This window comes from Sinorhizobium chiapasense, assembly GCF_036488675.1.
Taxonomy (GTDB): Bacteria; Pseudomonadota; Alphaproteobacteria; order Rhizobiales; family Rhizobiaceae; genus Sinorhizobium; species Sinorhizobium chiapasense.
Window position 1 is genome coordinate 3,575,670 of record NZ_CP133148.1, and the last position, 25,673, is coordinate 3,601,342.

The window sequence follows — 25,673 nt, forward strand, 5'->3', positions numbered from 1 at the left end:
TGGCTGGAGACTGCTTGGCAGCAGCACCGCAGGAGGCGTCGACCGGCAAGCTGGAGGGACCTTCGATGACAGGCACATTGAGAACGGCCGGATTTGACGGCGAGACGCTGGAAATCATAGCGTTCCGTCTTCACGATCAGGAATTTTGCGTCAAGACCACGACGATCCGTGAAATCCGCGGCTGGGCACCGTCGACGCCCATCCCGCATTCGCCTCCGGAAGTCATCGGCGTGATGAACCTGCGCGGCACCGTGATCCCGATCATCGACCTTGCCCACAAGCTCGGAATGAAATCGACCGTCGCCAACGAGCGCAGCGCGATCGTCGTCGCCGAAGTGCACAACATGGTCATCGGCCTCGTCGTCGACCGCGTCTCCGACATTCTCACAGTCCAGGGCAGCCAGGTTCAGCCTGTGCCGGAAGTGACGGCTTCCTTCGACAAGAGCTTTGCCGAAGGCATCATCGCCAACGAATCGGGCATGATCTGCTTCCTCAATCTTTCCCGCATGTTCAAAGAACGCGACGTCGAAGAACTCGCCGCCTGAGGTTTCGCCTATTCTTGGATAGAGGCCGTCTCGCTCGCGCTGAGGCGGCCTTTCCGTTCGGGGCGACAGGTTGGGTCCAATTGAGTCGAGACAACCCTCCCCAACCCCTCCCCACAAGGGGAGGGACTTCCGATGCCGCACTCGCTCTATTCATCTCTCGACGGTTCTCTGCGCTCGGAGTTTGATGATGGCGGTGGCCGGACGGCGGGGAAAGCCCCTCCCACCTGTGGGGAGGGGTTGGGGAGGGGTCTTCTTCGGCCCGCTGACGATAACGGACTACGCGGCTTCCGGCCGCTTGATTTTCGAAGCCGCCTCGATCACCAGCGGGTTCAGTCCTTCGCCGCCATGATCGATATGCTCGAAAAGCTTGCGGCGCATGCGCGGCTCCCAATATTTGTTGATATGGGTCGCAACGCCCTCAGCCGCTTCCGCTGCCGGCTGGCTCTTGAAGAACGTGGCGATCTGGTTGGCCATGTAGATGAGCTTGGCATTGGTATCAGGCGACATCGGCAACAGCTCCGGGATGTATGCGCGCGGCATGGGTGAAGATTTCGAATTCGTCGCCGCGCACGAGCGCAATCAGCGTCATGCCCGCCTCTTCTGCCGTGCGAATGGCGAGCGCCGTCGGGGCCGAAATGGCAATGATCACCGGGCTCCCGATGATCGCGGTCTTCTGAACCATCTCGACCGATACGCGCGAGGTGACGACGACGGCACCCTCACCGCCCTTGAAGCCGGCGCGCGCCGCCGCACCCACGAGCTTGTCGAGCGCGTTGTGGCGTCCGACGTCCTCGCGTACCGCAATCAGGCCCTTTCCCGGCACATAGAACGCCGCGCCATGCACCGCACGCGTTTCAAAATGCAGCGGCTGCTGGCCGTTGAGCAGGGCGACGGACTTGACGACGTCCGCCTGCGAAAGCCTGAGCGTCGCCCCAGAGACATCCGGGGTAAGGCGGACAGCCTGCTCGATCGATTCGATGCCGCAAAGGCCGCAACCGACCGGACCGGCCATGTGCCGGCGCCGCTGCCGCAGCATGTCGTTCTCTTCGTCCCGGAGCGTAATCTGCAGGTCGATGCCCTTGTCCTCGGCCACGACGTCGACGGCCTCGATCTGGTCCGGCTCGGTGATGATCCCTTCGGTCAGGCTGAAGCCGACGGCAAAATCCTCGAAGTCGGCGGGCGTCGCCATCATCACTGCGTGCGTGGAACCGCCATAGGTCAATGCGATCGGCGTCTCCTCGGGCACCACGCGTGACCCGGCGACAAGAGTCCCGGCGCGGCGCGCAGCTTCAGCGACCTTTACGCTCGTCTTGAAATCGGTCATGCGACGCGCTCCCGCACTCCCCTACTCCGCCGCCTCCAGCTTGCCGCTGATGCGGCGCGACTGCCGGGCCTGCTCGTCATAGTCGCGCTGCCAGTCGGACGGACCGTTGGAGGGCGAGACCTGCACCGCGGTCACCTTGTATTCCGGGCAGTTGGTCGCCCAGTCGGAGAAGTCGGTGGTGATGACGTTTGCCTGCGTCGTCGGGTGATGGAAGGTGGTGTAAACCACGCCAGGCGCGACGCGATCGGTGATCAGCGATCTGAGCGTCGTGTCACCCGAACGGCTGGCAAGCCTGATCCAGTCGCCGTCGCGAATGCCGCGTTGTTCAGCGTCATGCGGATGGATCTCCAGCCGGTCCTCCGGATGCCAGACGACATTTTCCGTGCGACGCGTCTGGGCGCCGACATTGTAGTGGCTGAGGATGCGGCCGGTGGTCAGAAGCAGCGGGAAGCGTGGGCCCGTCTTCTCGTCGGTCGCTACATATTCCGTGCGGATGAACTTGCCCTTGCCGCGGACGAAACCGTCGACATGCATGATCGGCGAACCAAGCGGCGCCTTCTCGTTGCACGGCCACTGCACCGAACCCATCTTGTCGAGATAGTCGTAGGAGACCATCGCGAAGGTCGGCGTCGTCGCCGCGATCTCGTCCATGATCTCGGACGGGTGGCGGTAGTTCCAGTGAAGCCCCATGGCCTGGGCGAGCTTCTGCGTCACCTCCCAATCGGCATAGCCGTTCTTCGGCCGCATCACCTTGCGAACGCGATTGATGCGGCGTTCGGCATTGGTGAACGTGCCGTCCTTTTCGAGGAACGTCGAGCCCGGCAGGAAGACGTGGGCGTAGTTTGCCGTCTCGTTGAGGAAGAGATCCTGCACCACGACGCATTCCATCGCGGCAAGACCGGCGGCGACGTGCTTGGTGTCCGGATCCGACTGCAGGATATCCTCGCCCTGAATGTAGAGCGCCTTGAAGGTGCCCTCGACGGCGGCATCGAGCATGTTGGGGATACGTAAGCCCGGCTCGTTGTTGAGCGTAACGCCCCAGAGCTTCTCGAAGATGTCGCGCGTCGCGTCATCGGAGATGTGCCGGTAGCCGGGCAATTCGTGCGGGAACGACCCCATATCACAGGAGCCCTGCACGTTGTTCTGACCGCGCAGCGGATTGACGCCCACCCCGGGCCGGCCGATGTTGCCGGTCACCATGGCGAGGTTGGCGATCGCCATGACGGTCGTCGAGCCCTGGCTGTGCTCGGTGACGCCGAGGCCGTAATAGATCGCGCCGTTGCCGCCGGTGGCGTAAAGCCGCGCCGCGCCGCGGACGAGCCCTGCCGGTACGCCCGTATAAGCCTCGGTCGCTTCCGGGCTGTGATAGGGTTCGGCAACGAAGGCCGCCCAATCCTCATATTCCGACCAGTCGCAGCGCTCACGGATGAAGGCTTCATTGGCGAGGCCTTCAGTAACGATGACATGGGCGAGCGACGTCAGGATGGCGACGTTGGTGCCGGGCTTCAGCGGCAGATGGTAAGAGGCTTCGATATGGGCAGAGCGGACGAGATCGATCCGGCGAGGATCGATGACGATCAGCTTGGCGCCCTCGCGCAGACGCTTCTTCAGCCGCGAAGCGAAGACCGGATGTCCGTCGGTCGGGTTGGCGCCAATGATGATCGCGACATCCGTATGCTCGACGCTGTCGAAATCCTGCGTGCCGGCGGAGGTGCCGAAGGTCTGGTTAAGACCGTAGCCGGTCGGCGAATGGCAGACGCGGGCGCAGGTATCGACATTGTTGTTGCCGAAACCGGCGCGCACCAGCTTCTGCACGAGATAGGTCTCCTCGTTGGTGCAGCGCGATGAGGTGATGCCGCCGACGGAATCGCGGCCGTACTGATACTGGATGCGGCGGAACTCGGAGGCGACGTGCGCAAAGGCCTCTTCCCAGGTGGCCTCGCGCCAGGGATCGGTGACCTTCTCGCGGATCATCGGGTTGAGGATGCGATCCTTGTGGCTCGAATAGCCGTAGGCGAAACGCCCCTTGACGCAGGAATGGCCGCGGTTCGCCTGGCCGTCCTTCCACGGCACCATCCGCACCAGTTCCTCGCCGCGCATTTCCGCCTTGAAGGAGCAGCCGACGCCGCAATAGGCACAGGTGGTGACGACCGAATGTTCCGGCTGGCCGATCTCGATCACCGATTTTTCGGTCAGCGTCGCCGTCGGGCAGGCCTGCACGCAGGCGCCGCACGAGACGCATTCTGATGAAACAAAATCCTCGTTCATGCCGGCGGAGACGCGGGAGTCGAAGCCGCGGCCGCTGATCGTCAGCGCAAAGGTGCCCTGCACTTCTTCGCAGGCGCGAACACAGCGCGAGCAGACGATGCATTTCGCCGAATCAAAAGTGAAATAGGGATTGGATTCGTCCTTCGGCGCCCATTGCCGATTGATCTCGCCATTGTTGCGCGCCTTGACGTGGTTCGCGCCGTCATAGCCGTAGCGAACATCGCGCAGACCCACGGCTCCGGCCATGTCCTGCAGTTCGCAATCGCCATTGGCGGCACAAGTCAGGCAGTCGAGCGGATGGTCGGAGATGTAGAGTTCCATCACGCCGCGGCGCACGTCCTTGAGGCGCGCTGTCTGGGTGGAAACCACGATCCCCTGCGCGACCGGGGTCGTGCACGAGGCCGGCATTCCGGCGCGTCCCTCGACTTCCACGAGACAGAGGCGGCAGGAACCGAAGGCGTCCATCATGTCGGATGCACAGAGCTTCGGCACCTCGATGCCGGCCTCCATGGCTGCGCGCATGATCGAGGTGCCCTCCGGCACGGTGATCTCGCGACCATCGATGGTGAGCGTCACCTGCTTTTCGGATTTCGAAGCAGGAGTGCCATAGTCGATTTCATGAATGAGAGACATTAGGCCTCCTGGGAAATTGTGTTCAGCGGCATGTACGCCACCGCCGCCGATGCCGTCGTCCGCCCCTCATCCGGCTGCCGCCACCTTCTCCCCGCAGGCGGGGAGAAGGGATATGCCGCACCGTCTTGTTGAGCCGCTACCGACGCACAGGGGGTGTCGCCTCTCCCCGCCTGCAGGGAGAGGGTTAGGGTGAGGGGCAAGCTCCCATATGCGATTGCAGCCATCATTCCGCAGCCTCTACCGCCGGGGCCGGCGAAAAATCCTCCGGGAAATGCGTCATCGCGCTCATCACCGGATAGGGCGTGAAGCCGCCGAGCGCACAGAGCGAGCCGAACTTCATCGTGTTGCAGAGATCGGCGAGCAGTTCGCGGTTCCTCTGCGGCTCGATGCCGGCTGCGATCTTGTCCGCGACCTCGACCCCGCGGATCGAGCCGATACGGCAGGGCGTGCACTTGCCGCAGCTTTCGACCGCGCAGAACTCCATGGCGAAGCGCGCCTGTTTCAGCATGTCGGCCGTGTCGTCGAAGACCACGATGCCGGCATGGCCGATCAGGCCATCCTTGGCCGCGAAGGCCTCGTAGTCGAACGGGGTGTCGAACAGCACACGCGGGAAATAGGCGCCGAGCGGGCCGCCGACCTGCACCGCCTTTACAGGCCGGCCGCTTGCCGTGCCGCCGGCGATCTCGTCGACAAGCTCGCCAAGCGTCACGCCGAAGGCGGTTTCATAGAGGCCGCCATGCTTGACGTTGCCGGCGATCTGAATCGGGATCGTGCCGCGCGACCGGCCCATGCCGAAGTCTCGGTAGAAGGCGGCGCCCTTGTCGAGGATCACCGGTACGGAGGCCAGCGAGATGACGTTGTTGATGACGGTCGGACAGTCGAACAGGCCCTTGTGTGCCGGAAGCGGCGGCTTGGCGCGAACGATACCGCGCTTGCCTTCGAGGCTGTTCAGAAGCGAGGTCTCCTCGCCGCAAACATAGGCGCCCGCACCGGTCCTGACTTCCATGTCGAATGCGTGACCGGAGCCGAGCACCGAAGGTCCGAGCACGCCGGCTGCGCGGGCTACCTCGATCGCTTGCGTCATCGCCGCGATCGAATGCGGGTATTCGGAGCGCGTGTAGACATAGCCCCTGGTCGCGCCGGTCGCGATGCCGGCGATCGCCATGCCCTCGATCAGCACGAAGGGATCACCTTCCATGATCATCCGGTCGGCGAAGGTGCCGCTGTCCCCCTCATCGGCATTGCAGACGATGTATTTGCGCGTGCCCGCCGCATCGAGAACCGTCTTCCACTTGATGCCGGTCGGGAAGCCGGCGCCGCCGCGACCGCGAAGGCCGCTTTCAGTGACCTCTGCAACGATCGCCGCAGACTGCATGGCGACGGCCGTTTCGAGACCGCGCAGACCACCGTGGGCGCGGTAGTCGTCGAGCGACAGCGGATCGATGACGCCGCAGCGGGCGAAGGTCAGCCGCGTCTGGTTCCTGAGGAACGGAATCTCCTCCGTCTTGCCAAGACAGAGCGGATGCGCCCCGCCAGAGGGCAGTCCGGCATCGAGCAGCGAGGCAACATCGCGCGCCTTCACCGGCCCATAGGCGATGCGGCCCCCGGCCGTTTCGACTTCGACCAGCGGCTCCAGCCAGTGCATGCCGCGTGAGCCGTTGCGGACGATCGTGGCGTCGAGCCCGCGAGCGGCGATCTCTTCGGTCATCGCCGTCGCCACCTTTTCGGCGCCGACCGCCAGTGCCGCGGCATCGCGCGGAATGTATATCTTCACGGTCATCGGCGCGCCTCCGCGACCAGCGCCTCAAGCTCTGCTTCGTCGACCCGGCCATGCACCTCGCCGTCGAGCATCGCCGACGGCGAGCAGGAACAGAGCCCGAGACAGTAGACCGGCTCGAGCGTCACCGCTCCGTCCGGCGTGGTCCCATGGAAATCGATGCCGAGCAGCGCCTTCGCGCGTTCGGCCAGCTGGTCTCCGCCCATGGACTGGCAGGCTTCGGCGCGACAGAGCTTCAGCACGTGGCGACCGGCCGGATGCTCGCGGAAATCATGATAGAAGGTGACGACGCCATAGACCTCGGCGCGCGAAAGGTTGAGCTCCCGCGCAATCACCGGCAGGCACTCCTCAGGCACGTAGCCGAACTCGTCCTGGATTTCGTGCAGGATCGGAAGAAGCGGACCCTCGAGCCCCTTGAGTTCACCGACAATCGCCAGTGTACGCTCGCCCACGTCTGCGCGCGGCACAGGAATATTCACGCGAAGAGCCCTCCCGGCTCGCGGCGCCGCCCGGTGTTTCCCCGACCGTCATCGCGCCGAATTATCAACCACTTGGCAAAGATCAAAGCCTCCTCGGTCTTTGCCTATGGATTGAAGCTTCGCGCTTATGGCCCGAAGGGTCAATAATGCTGTTCCGTTGGTTGATAGAAAAAAGCTATTGAGCTTTGTTGCGTTCGGCGAGGATGCGCGCCTCATGCAGCAGCGCGGAGACCAGCGGCGTGAACGGTTCGCGGTAGGTGGCGACCAGGCCGACCGTGTGGCGGACATCCGGATCGACGATCGGGATCATCCGGATATCCTCGTGAAAACCGAATGATTTCGCAACGTTAAAGGGCATGATGCTCGCCCAGCGGCCGGTGCGCACATGGGAGAAGAGCACGATCATCGAATTCGATTCGAGCGTCGGGCTGGCGATCGCGCCGGCTTCGGCAAAATGCTGATTGATGATACGGCGGTTCTGCATGTCGGCGGTCAATAGACAAAGCCGAATGTTGCTGACTTCCTTCCAGGTCACGCTTTTGCGATCCGATAGCGGCGTGCCGGAGGCGGTAACCAGATGATATTGCTCGATCTGCAGCGGCACGCTCGTCACCCGGCCGAGCGGCTCGTTCTCCAGATAGGTCAAACCGGCATCGATCTCGAGGTTTTCCAGAAGCCCCAGAATCTGCAACGATGTGGTCGAAAGCACCGAGAAAGTGACGTCCGGATGCTTTTCCTGGAAGGGCGCGGTGATCATCGGCACCATGGCAAGCGTCGTCGGGATCGCGGCCAGCCGGATATGCCCTGACAGACCCTTGCGTGCCGCGCGCATTTCCTCGCGCATGGTCCGGGTGTCGCTGACGATCCGCCGCGCCCATTCGAGCACCCGCTGGCCCTCGGGCGTCAGACCCTGATAACGCGATCCGCGGTTGACGAGCATGACGCCGAGTTGGTCCTCGAGTTGCCGGATCGCCGCCGACAGCGTCGGCTGCGTTACGCCGCACTCCTCCGCCGCCCGGCCGAAATGCCGTTCGCGGGCAAGTGCAAGGAAGAACTCCAGCTTATCGATCATGCCTGCCTTCTGGATCGCGGCGTTCTACACTGTGGGTCGCCCCTCACCCTAGCCCTCTCCCGCACGCGGGGAGAGGGGACTGAGACGTTGCGGCGTCTTCCCTTCGCCCCGCCTGCGGGGAGAAGGTGCCGGCAGGCGGATGAGGGGCAGCAAGACAGCGCCCATTCTGCTCAAGCGATGAGCTGGCCGCCGTTCACCTCCAGCACCTGGCCGGTGATATAGCCCGAAAGGGCGTTGGACGCGAGGAAGAGATAGGCCGGCGCGCAATCCTCGGCGGTGCCGAGCCGGCCGAGCGGGATCGTCTTGCGCGTCGCCTCCAGCTTTTCCGGCGATGAATAGCGCTCGTGGAAATCCGTGGCGATCGTTCCCGGCGAGACGCAGTTGACGCGGATGCCCTCCGGCGCCAGCTCACGCGCCAGCGCCTTCGAATAGGTCGCGACGAAGGCCTTGGTGGCGGAGTAGATCGACGAGCCGGCGCTGCCGCCGGTTGAAGCGGAGATCGACACGGTGTTGACGATCGCAGGATGGCTGCCCTTGCGCAGCAGCGGCAACATCGCCCGCGTCATCTCGACGACCGACGTCTGATTGAGCTGCACGACGGTGCGGTAGTCTTCGTCGGTGAGGTCGGCGGCAGGAAAGCGCCCGACCATCGTGCCTGCATTATTGATGAGGACATCGACGCTGTCGAACCGCTCACGGACGGCATCCGCCAGACTTTCGACGCCGCCAGCGGCAAGAAAATCGGCGGCACAAAGGAATGCCCTGCCCTCGGTTGCCGCCAATTCGAGAAAATCATGACGGTCGCGGGCGACTGTCCTGCCCATGTGGACGAGGACATGCGCGCCGCAATCGAGAAATTGCCGCGCAACCTCCAGCCCGATGCCACGGCCGCCGCCGGTCACCACCACATTCATGCCCTTGAACAAGGCTGGATGAAACATGCCTTCCCCCTCTGACCCACGATCCCCAACAGGAGCAGTCCGGATCACACCCGCGATCAACAGTCATAAAGTTGGAGCAGAATGCGGGAGAAAAAAGCGCCCGACGTCTCTTCTCCTGCCCTGACAGACCAACAGGCTCGCCCATCCTCCGCCGGATTGCAACATGGGCGCGTCCGCGACTGCCGCGAAACCAGCATCATGCAAAAACACTGACTTCTGAAATTGCAAGGCTTTCGTTTTTGCATATTATGAAAGAAAACGAAACCACGGGAGGCAAAATGTATCTCAGCGGGCGGCAAGCGGAAATCCTGGAGCTGGCAAAAACGGAGGGGCGCGTCCTCGTTGAGGAGCTTGCCCAGCGCTTTTCGGTGACGCCACAAACGATCCGCAAGGATCTCAACGATCTCTGCGATGCAAGGGTGCTGAACCGCATTCACGGTGGCGCCATCTTCCCGAGCGGCAAGGAAAACGTCAAATACGACGCGCGCCGCCAGATCGCTGCTGCGGAAAAGCAGGCGATCGGCCGTGCCGCTGCCGCGCTTATCCCCGACAACGCCTCGCTCTTCATCAATATCGGCACCACAACCGAAGCGGTGGGAGAAGCACTGCTCGACCACAAGGAATTGATGGTCATCACCAACAACATCAATGTTGCCAACAGGTTGCGCGTTTTCCCCTCGATCGAGGTGGTGATCGCGGGCGGTGTCGTGCGCGGTTCCGACGGCGGCATCGTCGGCGAGGCCGCCGTCGACTTCATCAAGCAGTTCAAGGTGGATTTCGCCGTCATCGGAGCCTCGGCAATCGACCACGACGGCGCGCTTCTCGATTTCGATTACCGGGAAGTGAAAGTCGCCCAGGCGATCATCGCAAATGCCCGGCACGTCATTCTCGTTTCGGACTCCACGAAATTCGAACGTACGGCACCGGTCAGGATCGGTCACATCTCCCAGGTCCAGACTTTCATCACTGACCACTGCATCATTGAAAACGTTCGGAAAATATGCGCCGAACAGGACGTTCGACTGATCGAGACCGATGGCTAATTCAGGGCGCGCGTCGGGCGCGCAGAATGGGGAAACATTCGTTTGACATTCGATATGTTTTCGTTTTAACTGATTTCACTTTCGCAGCCGCATCAATTTGTGCATTGCGAAATGCGGAGGGGAAGTACAGTGTCAGAGCAGACGATCTTCGACGTCTTCGTCATAGGCGGCGGCATCAACGGATGCGGCATTGCACGCGATGCGGTCGGTCGGGGTTATTCCGTCGCGCTCGCCGAAATGAAAGACTTCGCCTCGGGCACCTCCTCCGGCTCCACCAAACTTATCCACGGCGGTCTGCGCTATCTCGAATATTACGAGTTTCGCCTCGTTCGCGAGGCGCTGATGGAGCGCGAGGTTTTGTGGGCGATGGCGCCGCACGTCATCTGGCCGATGCGCTTCGTGCTGCCCTTCCACAAGGGCGGCATGCGTCCCGCCTGGCTCATCCGCCTCGGCCTGTTTCTCTATGATCATATCGGCGGCCGCAAGCAGTTGCCCCCGACCCGCACGCTGGACATGACCCGCGACCCGTCGGGACTGCCGCTGAAGCGCCTTTTCACCAAGGCATTCGAATATTCCGACGGGTGGGTTAACGACGCTCGCCTGGTGGTGCTGAACGCTCGCGACGCCGCCGACCGCGGCGCACGGGTCATGCCGCGCACCCGAGTCGTCTCCGCACGCCGCAACGATGGCCACTGGGCAATCGAAACGGAAAATACGGTGACGGGCGCGCGCGCAACCCTGCGTGCCCGCATGCTCGTCAACGCCACGGGTCCCTGGGTGGATCGCGTGCTCGCCGACGCGATCGGCAAGAACGACGTGCACAATGTCCGCCTCGTCCAGGGCAGCCATATCGTCGTGAAGAAGAAGTTTGACGATCCCCGCGCCTATTTCTTCCAGAACCCGGACGGACGGATCATCTTCGCCATTCCCTACGAGAACGAGTTCACGCTGATCGGAACGACGGATCACGATTTCGACGGCAACCCGGCGGAAGCGCACATCAATGACGCCGAGATCGACTATCTTTGCAAGGCGGCGAGCGAATACTTCACTGACCCGGTAACGCGGGACGACATCGTCTGGACCTATTCGGCGGTGCGCCCGCTGTTCGACGACGGCGCCAGCAAGGCGCAGGAGGCGACCCGCGATTACGTGTTGCGCCTCGAGGGCGAGAACGGCCAGGCGCCGTTGCTCAACGTCTTCGGTGGCAAGCTCACGACCTACCGGCGGCTGAGCGAATCCGCGCTGGAAAAGATCGGCGAGGCGATTGGGGTCAAGGGCCGGAAATGGACGGCCGGGTCGAGCCTGCCGGGTGGCGATTTTCCCGCCGCCGGCTACGACGCCGAGGTCGCCAGCCTCAAGGCCCGCTACCCTTTTCTTGCCAATTCACACGCGCGCCGCCTCGTGCGGCTCTACGGCACGCGGGCGGCCCGGATTCTCGGCAAGGCGGCAAGCGAGGCCGATCTCGGAAAACGTTTCGGAGCAGACCTCTACGAAACCGAAGTCAGCTGGCTGATCGATCAGGAATGGGCGCGGCGCGCGGAGGACGTATTGTGGCGCCGGACGAAACTGGGACTGAAGCTCTCGCCGGCGGAAGCCGCGGAGCTGGAGGAATATATACAGGGCGCGGCCAACGCTGCCGCCTAGGTGATGACGCGGGGGGAAGCAGAAGAGCCTTTTCCTCTTCCCGCTCTGATACCCTGTAATTGAGACTGCCGATGGCTGGGTGGAACACCGGAGAATGCAATGCTTGAAATGAAGAATATATCCAAGGTCGTGGGCGGGGAGACGCATATCCACCCGACCAACCTTGTGCTGGAGAGGGGGTCGCTCAATGTGCTGCTCGGCCCCACGCTCTCCGGCAAAACGTCGTTGATGCGGTTGATGGCCGGTCTCGACAAGCCTGCCTCCGGTTCGCTTCGCTTCGATGGCGCCGACGTCACCGGCCTGCCGGTGCAAAAGCGCTCGGTCGCCATGGTCTACCAGCAGTTCATCAACTATCCGGCGATGACGGTCTACGACAACATCGCCTCGCCGATGCGCATCAAGGGCGCCGATAGCGCAACCGTCGACCGGGAAGTGCGCAAGGCCGCCGAACTCCTGAAGCTCACCCCCTATCTCGACCGCACGCCCTTGAACCTTTCCGGCGGCCAGCAGCAGCGCACCGCGCTTGCGCGTGCGATCGTCAAGAACGCCGATCTGGTGCTGCTCGACGAACCCCTCGCCAATCTCGACTACAAGCTGCGCGAGGAACTGCGCGAGGAATTGCCGAAGATCTTCTCCGCCTCCGGCGCAATCTTTGTTTATGCGACGACGGAACCGTCCGAGGCCTTGCTGCTCGGCGGCAATACCGCGACCCTGAGCGAGGGGCGCATCACCCAGTTCGGCCGCACCATCGATGTCTATCGCCGCCCGATCGACATCATCACCGCGCGCACTTTCGCCGATCCGCCGTTGAATACGATCGAGCTCGTGAAAACGGGAATGGATTTTACGCTCGATGGAAAGCCAGTGCTTAGCGTCCCGGCCCACCTTTCGACCGTTCCCGACGGCCCCTGCACGGTCGCCTTCCAGCCGCACCACCTTTCTTTCGATCCGCCAAACGGCGGCGGCAATGCGCTTACCGTTAAGACGGCGATCTCTGAAATCGCAGGCTCGGAGAGCTTCATTCACGTCGGCTTCGCCGGCGCGCGCTGGGTCATGCTCGCGCCCGGCGTTCACGACATCGAACCGGACGCGGTTCTTCAGGTGTTTGTCGATATACGCCACCTGATGGTCTTCGGGCCGGACGGTCGCGCGATCGGCGGCACGGCCTGAGGCGGCGCTGGGAGGAGAAAATGGCACAAATCAACCTTGAACATATCCGCCACGCCTACGGCGCCAAGCCAAAGTCGGAAGCGGACTACGCCCTGAGAGAAGTGCATCACGAGTGGAACGACGGCGGCGCCTATGCGCTGCTCGGTCCTTCCGGATGCGGCAAGACCACGCTTCTCAACATCATTTCCGGCCTCATCAATCCGTCGGAAGGCCGCATCCTCTTCGATGGCCACGATGTCACGCATCTGTCCACCCAGGAACGCAACATCGCCCAGGTGTTCCAGTTCCCGGTGATCTACGACACGATGACGGTCTACGACAATCTCGCCTTCCCGCTGCGCAACCGGCACGTGCCGGAGGCGGAGGTCGACCGGCGCGTCAAGGAGATCATCGAGATGACGGGGCTCGGCGGCTGGGCGAACAAGACGGCCCGGAGATTGACTGCCGACCAGAAGCAGAAGATCTCGCTCGGCCGCGGCCTGGTGCGCTCGGACGTCAGCGCCATCCTCTTCGACGAACCGCTGACGGTCATCGACCCCGAGATGAAATGGGTGCTGCGCTCCCAGATCAAGCGGCTGCACAAGCAGTTCGGCTTCACCATGGTCTATGTCACGCACGACCAGACCGAGGCGCTGACCTTCGCCGACAAGGTCGTCGTCATGTATGACGGCCAGATCGTCCAGATCGGCACGCCGGCCGAACTCTTCGAGCGGCCCCGCCATACCTTCGTCGGCTATTTCATCGGCTCGCCGGGCATGAACGTCCTGCCGGCGACGATCGAAGGCAGCAGGGCGGCGGTAGGCAACGAGCGCATCGCCCTAAATTTCCAGCCGAAGGTTACGCCCGGCGCCAAAACCGAACTTGGCATCCGCCCGGAGTTCATCATGCTTGGGCGCGAAGGCATGCCGGTCGCGATCACCAAGGTCGAGGACATCGGACGCCGCAAGATCGTCCGCGCCCGCTTCGCCGACCGGCCGATCTCGATCGTCGTCGACGAGGACGGCGAAATTCCCGCCGAGCCGCGCGTCACCTTCGATCCGAAGGCAATCAACATCTACGCCGATTCCTGGCGCGTCGGAGAGGAGGCCTGACCCATGGAAAAAACCTGGAACAACAAGGCCTGGTTCATGGTCCTGCCGGTGCTGGTGCTCGTCGCCTTCTCCGCCGTGATCCCGCTTATGACGGTCGTCAACTATTCGGTGCAGGACACTTTCGGCAACAACGAGTTCTTCTGGGCCGGCACCGACTGGTTCCTGGATGTGCTCGAGTCCGACCGTTTCTGGGATGCGCTCATCCGCAACCTGATCTTCTCGGCGATCATCCTGACGATCCAGATTCCGCTCGGCATCGTGATCGCACTCAATATGCCGAAGAAGGGCATCGGCGTCCCGATCTGCCTGGTGCTGATGGCGCTGCCGCTGCTCATTCCGTGGAACGTCGTCGGCACCATCTGGCAGGTCTTCGGTCGTGTCGATATCGGACTGCTCGGACGTACGCTCGCATCGCTCGGCATCAACTACAATTATGTGCAGAACCCGCTCGACGCCTGGGTGACGCTGATTGTCATGGACGTCTGGCACTGGACCAGCCTCGTCGTGCTCCTCTGCTATGCCGGCCTCGTGTCGATCTCGGACGCCTACTACCAGGCGGCCAAGATCGACGGCGCCTCGCGCTGGTCCGTCTTCCGCTACATCCAGCTTCCGAAGATGAAGCGCGTGCTCTTGATCGCATTCCTGCTGCGCTTCATGGACAGTTTCATGATCTACACGGAACCTTTCGTCGTCACCGGCGGTGGTCCGGGCAATTCAACGACCTTCCTGTCGATCGATCTCGTCAAGATGGCCATCGGCCAATTCGACCTCGGCCCGGCCGCAGCCCTCTCGATCATCTACTTCCTCATCATCCTGCTGCTCTCGTGGATCTTCTACACGGTGATGACCACCAGCGATGCGCAAGGCTGAGAAAGGAGGGAGGAGACATTATGAAAACCAATACACAACCGCTCTCGCAGCGCCTCTCCTGGCTGGTGCCGACGGTCTATATCGTCTTCCTGCTCCTGCCGATCTATTGGCTGGTCAATATGAGCTTCAAGGAGACGGGCGAGATCCTCAGCACGTTCTCGCTCTGGCCGCAGAACCCGACCCTCCGGAACTACCGGGTGATCTTCACCGACCCCTCATGGTACAACGGCTACATCAACTCGATCACCTACGTGGTGATGAACACGGTGATCTCGGTCTCCGTGGCGTTGCCGGCGGCCTACGCCTTCTCGCGCTACCGCTTCCTCGGGGACAAGCATCTGTTCTTCTGGCTGCTGACGAACCGGATGGCGCCGCCGGCCGTTTTCGCGCTGCCCTTCTTCCAGCTCTATTCCGCCTTCGGCCTGATCGACACGCACATCGCGGTCGCGATCGCGCACTGCCTCTTCAACGTGCCGCTGGCGGTCTGGATTCTCGAAGGTTTCATGTCGGGCGTGCCGAAGGAGATCGACGAGACGGCCTATATCGACGGCTACTCCTTCCCGCGCTTCTTCGTAAAAATCTTCGTGCCGCTGATCGCATCCGGCATCGGCGTTGCCGCCTTCTTCTGCTTCATGTTCTCCTGGGTCGAACTCCTGATCGCCCGTACGCTCACGACCACCGATGCCAAGCCGATCGCGGCCACCATGACCCGCACCGTCTCGGCGTCCGGTCTCGACTGGGGCGTGCTTGCCGCCGCCGGCGTGCTGACGATCATCCCCGGCGCCCTCGTCATCTATTTCGTTCGCAACTACATCGCCAAGGGCTTCGCCCTGGGGAGGGTCTGATGGAAACCATCGCCACTCGCAAGAACCGCTGGCCCGTCGCACTTGTCGCCGTGCTCGTCATTTATGTCGTCGCTGCGGGCCTGCTCGTTTCCGCCCTGCCGGTCGAGGACGGCAAGCGCGACTGGTTCGCCCCGCTGATCCCCGGCGGCTGGATGGCCTGGTCCTTCCCGACCGCCATGTTCTTTCTGACGATCTTCGCGCTGCTGTCTCTGATGGCCGTCTGGGAATATGCCCGGCCCGGAGGCAATCCGCGCGTCGGCATCCTGCGCTTCGAAACGACCCGCGGCGACCGGCTCTTCGTCTCGCTGCTCGGATCCGCCTACATTCATCTCGGCTGGCTGGGGCTCGTCGGCACAAACCTCTGGTGGGCGGTTGCGCTCTCCGTGGTCTATGCCATCGGTGTCTTCCGCTACGTCTGAGAATGGAACGAGGGGCGCATCGACGGCGCGCCCCTCGAAACTGCAATGAACTGCAATCGCAAAACCCAAGGGAGGAAATTATGCGACGGCATCTTCTAACGACGACCGCAGCAATGTTGCTGGCTCTCACCGGCTCGGCCTATGCCGGCATGGATGAGGCAAAGGCGTTCCTGGACAATGAAATCGGCGACCTCTCGGCGCTCGACCGCGCCGCCCAGGAAGCGGAAATGCAATGGTTCGTCGATGCGGCGAAGCCCTTTGCCGGCATGGAAATCAAGGTCGTCTCAGAAACGATCACGACCCATGAATATGAATCGAAGACCCTCGCCAAGGCCTTCTCCGACATTACCGGCATCAAGATCACCCACGATCTGATCGGCGAAGGCGACGTCGTCGAAAAGCTGCAGACGCAGATGCAGTCGGGCGAAAACGTCTATGACGCTTACATCAACGACTCGGATCTGATCGGTACGCATTGGCGCTACCAGCAGGCCCGCAGCCTGACGGATTTCATGGCGAACGAGGGCAAGGACGTCACCAACCCCAACCTCGACATCGACGACTTCATCGGCAAGTCCTTCACCACCGCTCCGGACGGCAAGCTGTACCAGTTGCCCGACCAGCAGTTCGCGAACCTCTACTGGTTCCGCTACGACTGGTTCAACGATCCGAAGATCCAGGAAGAGTTTAAGGCAAAATACGGCTACGACCTCGGCGTTCCGGTCAACTGGTCGGCCTATGAGGACATCGCCGAGTTCTTCAATGGTCGCGAGATCGACGGCAAGAAGGTCTACGGCCACATGGATTACGGCAAGAAGGACCCGTCTCTCGGTTGGCGGTTCACCGACGCCTGGCTGTCGATGGCCGGCAACGGCGACAAGGGTATCCCGAACGGCAAGCCGGTCGACGAGTGGGGCATCAGGGTCGACGAGAATTCGCGTCCCGTCGGATCCTGCGTTGCGCGCGGCGGTGACACCAACGGCCCTGCGTCGGTCTATGCCATCCAGAAGTATCTCGACTGGCTGAAGGCCTATGCTCCGGCTGCTGCCCAGGGCATGACCTTCTCGGAATCCGGTCCGGTACCGTCGCAGGGTGAGATCGCCCAGCAGATGTTCACCTATACGGCGTTCACCGCGGACTTCGTGAAGGAGGGCCTGCCGGTCGTGAACGCGGACGGCACGCCGAAGTGGCGTTTTGCCCCGAGCCCGCATGGCGTCTACTGGAAGGACGGCATGAAGCTCGGCTATCAGGACGCCGGTTCCTGGACGATCCTGAAGTCCACTCCGGACGACCGCGCCAAGGCCGCGTGGCTCTACGCGCAGTTCGTGACCTCCAAGACCGTGGACGTGAAGAAGAGCCATGTCGGCCTCACCTTCATCCGCCAGTCGACGCTCGATCATCCGAGCTTCACCGACCGCGCACCGAAGCTTGGCGGCCTGATCGAGTTCTACCGTTCGCCAGCCCGCCTGCAGTGGTCGCCGACCGGCACGAACGTACCTGACTATCCGAAGCTGGCTCAGCTCTGGTGGCAGGCGATCGGCGATGCTTCCTCCGGCGCCAAGACCGCCCAGGAGGCCATGGACTCGCTTTGCGCCGAGCAGGAGAAGGTGCTGCAGCGCCTCGAGCGCGCCGGCATCCAGGGCGACATCGGCCCGAAGCTCGCCGAAGAGCACGACCTCGAATTCTGGAACGCGGAAGCCGTCAAGGCAGGCAGCCTCGCCCCGCAACTGAAGGTCGAGAACGAGAAGGAAAAGCCGATCACCGTCAACTACGACGAACTGGTCAAGAGCTGGCAGACGAACTAAGCCTCCCAAGGCAGGTGCCGTCCGAATAGTCGGGCGGCACCACGACGTCTGGAGATGCGGCGCCGGGGCTGGAAACAGCTCCGGCTTTCGTTTGATGGGAAACGAGCATGCTATCCCCGTTTCAAGTCGGGCCGTGCGCGTCTTGCAACGGCAAGTATCCAGAAGCGAACGGATAACATACGGGGCCGATGCGTTGCCGATCGACCGTATTACCGCCGATCAATCGAAAACTGTTTCCACTATTTCAATAAAGTAATGCCTCGCCGTCGCTGCCATAGTTTGCCACCTACCTCATGACGGGGCGGGAATACATGCAAAGGTATTGGAGGAGATTACCTTGGCAAACGATGCAGACGCAACTGTACGACATACGCGGCCGGAGGACGAGAATCTCGGCATCGGCGCCAATCTGGCCTATGGCCTGCAACATGTTCTAACGATGTATGGCGGCATCGTCGCGGTACCGCTGATCCTGGGCCAGGCGGCGGGCCTGAGTTCCAGCGATGTCGGCCTGCTGATCACAGCCTCCCTTTTCGCCGGGGGCCTCGCCACCATCCTGCAGACCATCGGCCTGCCGTTTTTCGGAAGCCGGTTACCACTGGTCCAGGGCGTTTCTTTCTCTGGTGTTGCGACCATGATTGCCATTTCCGGCAATGGCGGCATCGAGTCCGTGCTCGGAGCCGTCATGGCCGCGTCGCTGATCGGCCTTCTGATCACGCCCGTCTTCTCGCGGATCACCCGCTTCTTCCCGCCGCTCGTCACGGGCATCGTGATCACCACCATCGGCTTGACCCTGATGCCCGTCGCCGCACGCTGGGCCATGGGAGGCAACAGTGCTGCGCCGGACTTCGGCAGCCCGGCCAACATCCAGCTCGCGGCGGCGACTCTTGTGATCGTGCTCCTGCTCAGCAAGCTCGGCAGCGCATCGATCTCAAGGCTGTCGATCCTGATCGCACTGATCATCGGCACCGTCATCGCCTATTTCGCCGGCATGACCGATTTTACGAAGGTGGCCGAGGGACCACTCTTCGCCCTTCCGACCGTGTTCCATTTCGGCTATCCGACCTTCGAGATCGCGGCGGTCGTCTCGATGTTCATCGTCATCATGGTCACCCTGGTCGAGACTTCGGCGGACATCCTTGCCGTCGGCGAAATCATCGAAACGAAAGTGGATTCACGCCGCCTCGGCGATGGGCTCAGGGCGGACATGCTGTCCAGCCTCATCGCCCCGGTCTTCGGCTCCTTCACCCAGAGCGCCTTTGCCCAGAATGTCGGGCTGGTGGCTGTCACCGGCGTGAAGAGCCGCTACGTGGTGGCGACGGGCGGCATGTTTCTTGTGGCGCTCGGCCTGCTGCCCGTCATGGGCCGCATTGTCGCGGCGGTTCCAAGTGCCGTGCTTGGCGGCGCCGGCATCGTGCTCTTCGGCACGGTCGCGGCGAGCGGCATCCGGACGCTCTCGAAGGTCGACTACAACAACAATATGAATCTCGTCATCGTTGCCACGTCCATCGGCTTCGGCATGATCCCGATCGCTTCTCCCGGCTTTTACGAGCATTTTCCGGCCTGGGTCGCGACGATCTTCCACTCCGGCATCAGCTCCGCCGCACTGATGGCGATCAGCCTTAATCTGGTCTTCAACCACATGACGGCGGGAAACTCCGACCAGCAATCGGTGTTCGTTGCCGGAACGGAGCGGACGCTCCGGTATCAGGATATCGCGGGGCTGCACGATGGCGACTACTTCCTCAACGGCAAGCTCTACGACGCGAAGGGCATCGAGGTGCCCTTGATCGCTTCGGAAGCGCACTAGGTCTGAGTCCCGGGCATTTTCAACCCGGCGGCCGATGGTTGCTGAACCACCATCGGCCGCGTTGCCAAGCGTTCAATTACCAAGAAAGAACCGCATGACACAGGAACACGAGACGCTCCCCTTGCTCGACGCCCTGCTGACCACGATGGAGCGAGGCATCGTCCCCGCAACAGAGGCCGGAGTAGCGGCCGGCAACAAGGTTTTCGGCGCCGCCCTCCTCAAGAAGTCGGATCTGTCGATCGTCCTCGTCGAGACCAACAACGAAACCGAGAATCCGCTCTGGCACGGCGAAGTCCACACCTTGAAGCGGTTCTACGAAATGGCTGGATCCGACCGCCCCGACTCGCGCGACCTCATCTTCCTGTCGACGCACGAGCCCTGCTCCATGTGCCTCTCGGCGATCACCTGGTCAGGTTTCGACAATTTCTTCTATTTCTTCAGCCACGAGGATTCGAGAGACGCCTTTTCGATCCCGCACGATCTGAAGATCCTCAAGGAGGTCTTCACCCTGGAACCCGGCGGCTACAACAAGACGAACGCCTTCTGGAGAGGCCAATCGATCGCTGCGCTGATTGCCGGGGTTCCCGAGCCACACCGGACCCGGTATCAGCAGCGCGCCGAAGCGATAAGCCGAAAATACGCCGAACTCTCCGCCGCCTACCAGGCTGGCAAGGAGAACAATGCCATTCCGCTGAATTAAGCGGCTTCCGCAATCAGACCTCAGAGCGGCCGCGCCATCCAGTGAAAAGATCCCCCCGTATCCGGGAGATCTCCCGCAGATGCATCACATTTCGATCGGGACCGAAGCATCCATCTGTCGACGATGTTAGAAGAGCGGCATGGACTCGCTTCAAGGACTGGATTGATGACCGCCGCCAAGACAAACATTGCCTTCGAACTCTTGCTTCTTCTCGCGCTTGCGACCCTCTGGGGCGCCTCCTACACGTTCATCAAGCTCGGCGTCGAAACCATTCCACCGGTCACTCTGATTGCCGCGCGCACCCTGCTCGCCGGCGCAATTCTTCTGGCAGTGATCGGATGGCGCGGCCTTTCGTTGCCTCGTGACACCGCCACCTTGAGGCGCTTTCTGTTCCAGGCTTGCCTCAATAGCGTCTTTCCGTTCACGCTGATCGCCTGGGCCGAACGGACGATCGACGCCGGTGTGGCGGTGATCCTCAATTCCACCACGCCCATTTTCGCCTTCCTTTTGACGGCCCTGATCACCCGGCACGAGCCTGTTACCGCCCGCAAATTCGTGGGCGTCATTGCCGGCCTCACCGGCATCAGCCTGATCATTGGGCTCGAGGCCTTTCGCGGCATCGGCGATCAGTTGGTTCCGCAGCTTGCCGTTGTCCTTGCAACCATTTGCTATGCCGGCGCGGCGATCTTCGGCAAAAGTTTCAAGGGCCTGGATCCGATCATACCCGCCGCCGGGTCGCTTCTCGCCGGTACCGTCTTGCTCGTCCCGGCGAGCCTGGTCATCGATCGGCCCTGGACGCTCAACCCCTCGCCCGAATCGCTGATCGCGCTCGTCTGCCTGTCGGTCTTCTCGACGGCACTCGCCTTCGCCATCTATTTCCGTCTGATCCACACGCTCGGATCCGTTGGTACGACGGCACAGGCCTATGTCCGTGTTCCGATCGGCGTTGCCATCGGAGTCCTGTTCCTCGGCGAAACTCTATCGACGACCGGATGGATCGGCCTCTGCTGCGTTATCGCCGGCGTCGCCGCCATGACGTTACCGGCGCGGCAACGCGCGACGACGGCCGCAGCCGAAGGGTGATCCCGGTCAGTCCTTGTGCTTCCGGCAATAGAGCTCGAGCCGGTGGCGCACAAGATCGTAACCGAGCTCGGCGGCGATCTCCGCCTGCAATTGTTCGATCTTGTCGGACCTGAACTCGATCACAGCACCTGTGTCGATGTCGATCAGATGGTCGTGATGCGGCGCGTCCGCCGTCTCGAATCGCGCCGTTGCGTTCTCGAAAGCATGGCGCTGCACGACCCCCTGCTGCTCCAGTGCCGACAGCGTCCGATAGACCGTCGAGAGCGAGACGGTTGCGTCGATTTCCTTTGCGCGGCGATGCAGTTCGCTTGCATCGGGGTGATCCTCGGCCTCCGCCAGAATCTTCAGGATTGCAGCGCGTTGGCGCGTGACGCGCACGCCCCCTTCGCGTAGGATTCCTTCCAGCTCCTCGATCCGATTCTTGCTCTTTCTCATCCGGCGACACTAGCCAAGGGCAATCTGTTTGGGAATAGCTAGTTGCAAATGGTTCTCATTTGCATTGACTTATGCAAGTCATTCGCATAGTCAAGGCATTGGTTACATTTGAGGAGTGATGAATGATCGATTGCACGAAGCGCATGATATTGGCGGCAGCCGCGGCGGCGGCTGCCTTTTCCTTCGTACCCGGCGCGGCGCTGGCCCAGGAAAAATTCAAGGCCGTCACCACCTTCACGGTCATTGCCGACATGGCGCAGAATGTCGCGGGCGACGCGGCAATCGTCGAATCGATCACCAAGCCCGGCGCGGAGATCCACAACTACCAGCCGACGCCGCGCGACATCCTGAAAGCGCACGACGCCAAGCTCATCCTCTGGAACGGCTTGAACCTGGAACTCTGGTTCGAAAAATTCTTCCAGAATTTCGATGAGGTTCCGGGCGTCGTCGTCTCCGAAGGAGTCGAGCCGATGGGGATCGCGGAGGGGCCCTATACCGGCAAGCCGAACCCGCATGCCTGGATGTCGCCCTCGGCAGCACTGATCTATGTCGACAACATCCGCGATGCCTTCGTGAAATTCGACCCTCAGAACGCCGAAACCTACAAGGCAAATGCCGAGGCCTATAAACAGAAGATCGAGGCGGCCATCGCGCCGATCCGGGCGGAACTCGAGAAGATCCCTGCGGAAAAGCGCTGGCTCGTCTCGAGCGAGGGCGCCTTTAGCTACCTGATCCGCGACTTCGGCATGAAGGAACTCTATCTCTGGCCGATCAATGCCGATCAGCAGGGCACGCCGCAGCAGGTGCGCAAGGTCATCGACGCGGTGCGTGCCAACAACATTCCCGTGGTCTTTTCCGAGAGCACGATCTCGCCGGATCCGGCGGAACAGGTGGCGCGGGAAACCGGCGCGAAATATGGTGGTGTGCTCTATGTCGATTCCTTGAGCGAGGCCGATGGTCCGGTGCCGACCTATATCGATCTCCTGCGTGTCACCTCCGAAACGATCGCGAAAGGTCTTTCGCAATGAACCTTCAGGTAAAGGAGCGCGCTACGCCGGCGCCAGCTTCAACGGACGAGGAGGGCGGCATCCGCGTCCGCGGCGCGACGGTGACCTATCGCAACGGTCACCGGGCGCTTCGCGATGCCTCCTTCGAAATCCCCACCGGCACGATTGCAGCACTCGTCGGCGTCAACGGCAGCGGCAAGTCGACGCTGTTCAAGGCGATCATGGGCTTCGTCCGGTTGGCGAAGGGCGAAATCACGATTCTCGGCCTTTCCGTGCCGGCGGCGCTGAAGCGAAACCTCGTCGCCTATGTGCCTCAGGCCGAGGAAGTCGACTGGAACTTCCCGGTTCTTGTCGAGGACGTGGTGATGATGGGCCGTTACGGCCACATGAACATGCTTCGGATCCCGAAGAAAGCGGATCATGAGGCGGTCGAGGCCGCACTTGCACGCGTCGGCATGAGCGATTTCCGCAAGCGCCAGATCGGTGAGCTTTCCGGCGGCCAGAAGAAACGCGTTTTCCTCGCCCGGGCGCTAGCCCAGGACGGCCGTGTCATCCTGCTCGACGAGCCCTTTACCGGCGTCGACGTCAAGACCGAGGATGCGATCATCCGCCTGTTGATCGGCCTGCGCGATGAGGGGCGCGTAATGCTCGTCTCTACCCACAATCTCGGCAGCGTGCCGGAATTCTGCGACCGCACCGTGCTTCTGAAGAACACCGTGCTCGCCTACGGACCGACGGCAACCACATTCACCCGCGACAACCTCGAGCTCGCCTTCGGCGGCGTGCTGCGCCATTTCGTGCTCGGCGGCGAGAACCTCCACGACGACGCCGACCCGCGCCAGCTTGCCGTCATCAGCGACGACGAGCGTCCGCTCGTCATGTACGGCGCGAAGGGGCGGATGGTGACGCAGCCGGCAAAGCCCGAAACCGAGGCGGACGCCGAATGATCGCCACGCTCGTCGAGCCGTTCACATACGGGTACATGCTAAATGCCATGTGGGTCAGCGCGCTGGTCGGCGCGGTCTGTGCCTTCCTCTCGGCCTATCTCATGCTCAAGGGCTGGTCGCTGATCGGCGATGCCCTCTCGCACGCTATCGTGCCCGGGGTCGCCGGTGCCTATATGCTGGGGCTTCCGTTCTCGCTCGGCGCCTTCTTTTCCGGCGCGCTTGCCGCAGCCTCCATGCTGTTCCTCAACCAACGCACGCGGCTGAAGGAGGACACTATCATCGGCCTAATTTTTACGTCCTTCTTCGGCCTCGGTCTTTTCATGGTGTCGCTATCGCCGACCTCGGTGAACATCCAGACGATCGTGCTCGGCAACATCCTCGCCATCACGCCGGCCGATACGCTGCAGCTCGCGATAATCGGCGTCGTCTCGCTGGCGATCCTCTTCGCGAAATGGAAGGATCTGATGGTCACCTTCTTCGACGAGAGCCATGCCCGCTCGATCGGCATCAACACGACCTTCCTCAAGGTGCTGTTCTTCACGCTGCTCTCGGCCTCTACGGTCGCCGCCCTTCAGACCGTCGGCGCCTTTCTCGTCATCGCCATGGTCGTAACGCCCGGGGCGACCGCCTACCTGCTCACCGATCGTTTCCCGAAGCTGATTGCGATCAGCATCGCCATCGGCGCGGCTACGAGCTTCTTCGGCGCCTATGCGAGCTATTTCCTCGATGGCGCGACCGGCGGCATCATCATCGTGCTGCAGACATCGATCTTCCTGCTCGCCTTCGTCTTCGCCCCGAAGCATGGACTGATTGCCGCCCGCCGCCGCGCCTCCGAGGCACTGGAGGTTGCGCGATGATCTCACTCGACATGCTTCTCGCCGTCTTCGAATTCGAGTTCATGCGCAACGCGCTGCTGATCTCGGTTCTGGTCGCAATACCGACGGCAATGCTCTCCTGCTTCCTCGTCCTCAAGGGCTGGTCGCTGATGGGCGATGCGATCTCGCACGCGGTTTTTCCAGGCGTCGTCATCTCTTACATCGTCGGCCTGCCGCTTGCCGTCGGCGCCTTTGCCGCCGGCATGTGCTGCGCGCTCCTGACCGGCTATCTCAAGGAAAACAGCCGCATCAAGCAGGACACGGTGATGGGCATCGTCTTTTCCGGCATGTTCGGTATCGGCCTTGTGCTCTACACCAAGATCCAGAGCGATGTGCATCTCGACCACATCCTTTTCGGCGACATGCTCGGCATCGGCTGGGGCGATATCCTGGAAACGGGCATCATTGCGCTTGTTGCCGCCGGTATCCTCGGGCTCAAATGGCGCGACCTGCTGCTGCACGCTTTCGACCCTGCCCAGGCGCGCGCCGTCGGGCTGCCAGTCGGATGGCTGCACTACGGGCTGCTTGCGATCCTGTCGCTGACGATCGTCGGCGCGCTGAAGGCCGTCGGCCTTATTCTTGCGATCGCGATGCTGATCGCGCCCGGTGCAATCGCCTTTCTGCTGACGCGCACATTCGGCGGCATGCTGATTGTCGCGGTGCTTGTCGCCGCCATCGCCTCGTTTGCCGGGGTCTACCTGTCCTTCTTCATCGACAGCGCCCCGGCCCCGACCATCGTGATGCTGATGACCGCGATCTTCCTCGCCGCCTTCGCCTACTCCACCTGGAAGACCGCGCGCCTGACCAGCTCGTTGAATTCAAACACGCAGCGCTCGCAAGAATAACCACCCGCGCCAATCATTCTGTGGCGGGAATGCTCGTCCGGT

The 25,673-nt window shown here is 62.2% G+C and carries 24 protein-coding genes; 16 read left to right on the top strand and 8 right to left on the bottom strand.

From position 1 onward, the window contains the following. The first annotated feature begins 65 nt into the window (after positions 1–65). Positions 66–545: a chemotaxis protein CheW gene (locus tag RB548_RS17100; RefSeq protein WP_283978039.1), complete on the top strand. Its 480-nt coding sequence runs from the start codon at positions 66–68 to the stop codon at positions 543–545. A 276-nt stretch (positions 546–821) separates the two neighbouring features. On the opposite strand, the gene RB548_RS17105 is transcribed toward RB548_RS17100, so the two are convergent. The 7 genes from RB548_RS17105 to RB548_RS17135 form a co-directional block, all read right to left on the bottom strand. Further along, positions 822–1,052, bottom strand: coding sequence for a formate dehydrogenase subunit delta (locus tag RB548_RS17105; protein ID WP_331372423.1), 231 nt, complete (start codon positions 1,050–1,052; stop codon positions 822–824). Further along, complete coding sequence (gene fdhD / locus RB548_RS17110; protein ID WP_331372424.1) at positions 1,042–1,869, bottom strand: formate dehydrogenase accessory sulfurtransferase FdhD; 828 nt, start codon at positions 1,867–1,869, stop codon at positions 1,042–1,044. The genes RB548_RS17105 and fdhD overlap by 11 nt, the downstream gene beginning before the upstream one ends. 21 nt (positions 1,870–1,890) lie before the next feature. Then, the gene (gene fdhF / locus RB548_RS17115; RefSeq protein ID WP_331372425.1) at positions 1,891–4,770 is read right to left on the bottom strand and encodes a formate dehydrogenase subunit alpha; all 2,880 of its coding nucleotides are present in this window, start codon (positions 4,768–4,770) and stop codon (positions 1,891–1,893) included. Positions 4,771–4,993: 223 nt separating this feature from the next. Next, positions 4,994–6,550 carry a formate dehydrogenase beta subunit gene (locus tag RB548_RS17120; protein ID WP_331372426.1) on the bottom strand — a complete coding sequence of 519 codons (1,557 nt, stop codon included), beginning with the start codon at positions 6,548–6,550 and terminating at the stop codon, positions 4,994–4,996. Further along, on the bottom strand, positions 6,547–7,026 hold the full coding sequence (locus tag RB548_RS17125) for a formate dehydrogenase subunit gamma (RefSeq protein ID WP_331372427.1): 480 nt from the start codon (positions 7,024–7,026) through the stop codon (positions 6,547–6,549). The genes RB548_RS17120 and RB548_RS17125 overlap by 4 nt, the downstream gene beginning before the upstream one ends. 175 nt (positions 7,027–7,201) lie before the next feature. Next, on the bottom strand, positions 7,202–8,098 hold the full coding sequence (locus RB548_RS17130; protein WP_331372428.1) for a LysR family transcriptional regulator: 897 nt from the start codon (positions 8,096–8,098) through the stop codon (positions 7,202–7,204). A 170-nt stretch (positions 8,099–8,268) separates the two neighbouring features. Continuing rightward, a complete protein-coding gene (locus tag RB548_RS17135) occupies positions 8,269–9,039 on the bottom strand; it encodes an SDR family NAD(P)-dependent oxidoreductase (protein ID WP_331372429.1) in 771 nt (256 codons plus the stop codon). Between the two features lie 278 nt (positions 9,040–9,317). On the opposite strand from RB548_RS17135, the gene RB548_RS17140 reads away from it, so the two are divergent. From RB548_RS17140 to RB548_RS17190, 11 genes are all read left to right on the top strand, one after another. Beyond that, positions 9,318–10,082 (top strand): DeoR/GlpR family DNA-binding transcription regulator, encoded by a 765-nt coding sequence (locus RB548_RS17140; protein WP_331372430.1) that lies wholly within the window; start codon positions 9,318–9,320, stop codon positions 10,080–10,082. A 129-nt stretch (positions 10,083–10,211) separates the two neighbouring features. After that, positions 10,212–11,729 carry a glycerol-3-phosphate dehydrogenase gene (gene glpD / locus RB548_RS17145; protein WP_331372431.1) on the top strand — a complete coding sequence of 506 codons (1,518 nt, stop codon included), beginning with the start codon at positions 10,212–10,214 and terminating at the stop codon, positions 11,727–11,729. Between the two features lie 99 nt (positions 11,730–11,828). After that, entirely contained in the window at positions 11,829–12,899 is a 1,071-nt protein-coding gene (locus RB548_RS17150) for an ABC transporter ATP-binding protein (RefSeq protein WP_331372432.1), read from the top strand. A 20-nt stretch (positions 12,900–12,919) separates the two neighbouring features. Then, positions 12,920–13,990, top strand: a complete 1,071-nt coding sequence (locus RB548_RS17155) for an ABC transporter ATP-binding protein (RefSeq protein WP_331372433.1) — start codon at positions 12,920–12,922, stop codon at positions 13,988–13,990. A 3-nt stretch (positions 13,991–13,993) separates the two neighbouring features. Then, on the top strand, positions 13,994–14,860 hold the full coding sequence (locus RB548_RS17160; protein ID WP_331372434.1) for a carbohydrate ABC transporter permease: 867 nt from the start codon (positions 13,994–13,996) through the stop codon (positions 14,858–14,860). A gap of 20 nt (positions 14,861–14,880) precedes the next feature. Then, positions 14,881–15,705, top strand: a complete 825-nt coding sequence (locus RB548_RS17165) for a carbohydrate ABC transporter permease (RefSeq protein WP_331372435.1) — start codon at positions 14,881–14,883, stop codon at positions 15,703–15,705. After that, positions 15,705–16,124, top strand: coding sequence for a DUF2160 domain-containing protein (locus RB548_RS17170; protein WP_331372436.1), 420 nt, complete (start codon positions 15,705–15,707; stop codon positions 16,122–16,124). Before RB548_RS17165 ends, RB548_RS17170 begins: the two co-directional genes overlap by 1 nt. 80 nt (positions 16,125–16,204) lie before the next feature. Continuing rightward, the gene (locus RB548_RS17175) at positions 16,205–17,929 is read left to right on the top strand and encodes an ABC transporter substrate-binding protein (protein ID WP_331372437.1); all 1,725 of its coding nucleotides are present in this window, start codon (positions 16,205–16,207) and stop codon (positions 17,927–17,929) included. A 337-nt stretch (positions 17,930–18,266) separates the two neighbouring features. Next, positions 18,267–19,739, top strand: coding sequence for a nucleobase:cation symporter-2 family protein (locus tag RB548_RS17180; protein ID WP_331372438.1), 1,473 nt, complete (start codon positions 18,267–18,269; stop codon positions 19,737–19,739). A gap of 94 nt (positions 19,740–19,833) precedes the next feature. Continuing rightward, on the top strand, positions 19,834–20,439 hold the full coding sequence (locus RB548_RS17185) for a nucleoside deaminase (protein WP_331372439.1): 606 nt from the start codon (positions 19,834–19,836) through the stop codon (positions 20,437–20,439). Positions 20,440–20,604: 165 nt separating this feature from the next. Continuing rightward, positions 20,605–21,522 carry a DMT family transporter gene (locus RB548_RS17190; protein ID WP_331372440.1) on the top strand — a complete coding sequence of 306 codons (918 nt, stop codon included), beginning with the start codon at positions 20,605–20,607 and terminating at the stop codon, positions 21,520–21,522. 6 nt (positions 21,523–21,528) lie between these two features. Here RB548_RS17190 and RB548_RS17195 read toward each other — a convergent pair whose 3' ends face one another. Next, positions 21,529–21,957, bottom strand: a complete 429-nt coding sequence (locus tag RB548_RS17195) for a Fur family transcriptional regulator (protein WP_331372441.1) — start codon at positions 21,955–21,957, stop codon at positions 21,529–21,531. A gap of 122 nt (positions 21,958–22,079) precedes the next feature. Here RB548_RS17195 and RB548_RS17200 point away from each other — a divergent pair, with 122 nt between their 5' ends. The 4 genes from RB548_RS17200 to RB548_RS17215 are packed head-to-tail and all read left to right on the top strand — an operon-like array spanning position 22,080 to position 25,631. Continuing rightward, on the top strand, positions 22,080–22,985 hold the full coding sequence (locus RB548_RS17200) for a metal ABC transporter substrate-binding protein (RefSeq protein WP_331372442.1): 906 nt from the start codon (positions 22,080–22,082) through the stop codon (positions 22,983–22,985). Further along, positions 22,982–23,911, top strand: a complete 930-nt coding sequence (locus tag RB548_RS17205; RefSeq protein ID WP_331372443.1) for a manganese/iron ABC transporter ATP-binding protein — start codon at positions 22,982–22,984, stop codon at positions 23,909–23,911. The genes RB548_RS17200 and RB548_RS17205 overlap by 4 nt, the downstream gene beginning before the upstream one ends. Continuing rightward, the gene (locus RB548_RS17210) at positions 23,908–24,768 is read left to right on the top strand and encodes a metal ABC transporter permease (RefSeq protein ID WP_331372444.1); all 861 of its coding nucleotides are present in this window, start codon (positions 23,908–23,910) and stop codon (positions 24,766–24,768) included. The genes RB548_RS17205 and RB548_RS17210 overlap by 4 nt, the downstream gene beginning before the upstream one ends. Further along, the gene (locus tag RB548_RS17215) at positions 24,765–25,631 is read left to right on the top strand and encodes a metal ABC transporter permease (protein WP_331372445.1); all 867 of its coding nucleotides are present in this window, start codon (positions 24,765–24,767) and stop codon (positions 25,629–25,631) included. The genes RB548_RS17210 and RB548_RS17215 overlap by 4 nt, the downstream gene beginning before the upstream one ends. The last annotated feature ends 42 nt before the right edge of the window (positions 25,632–25,673 follow it).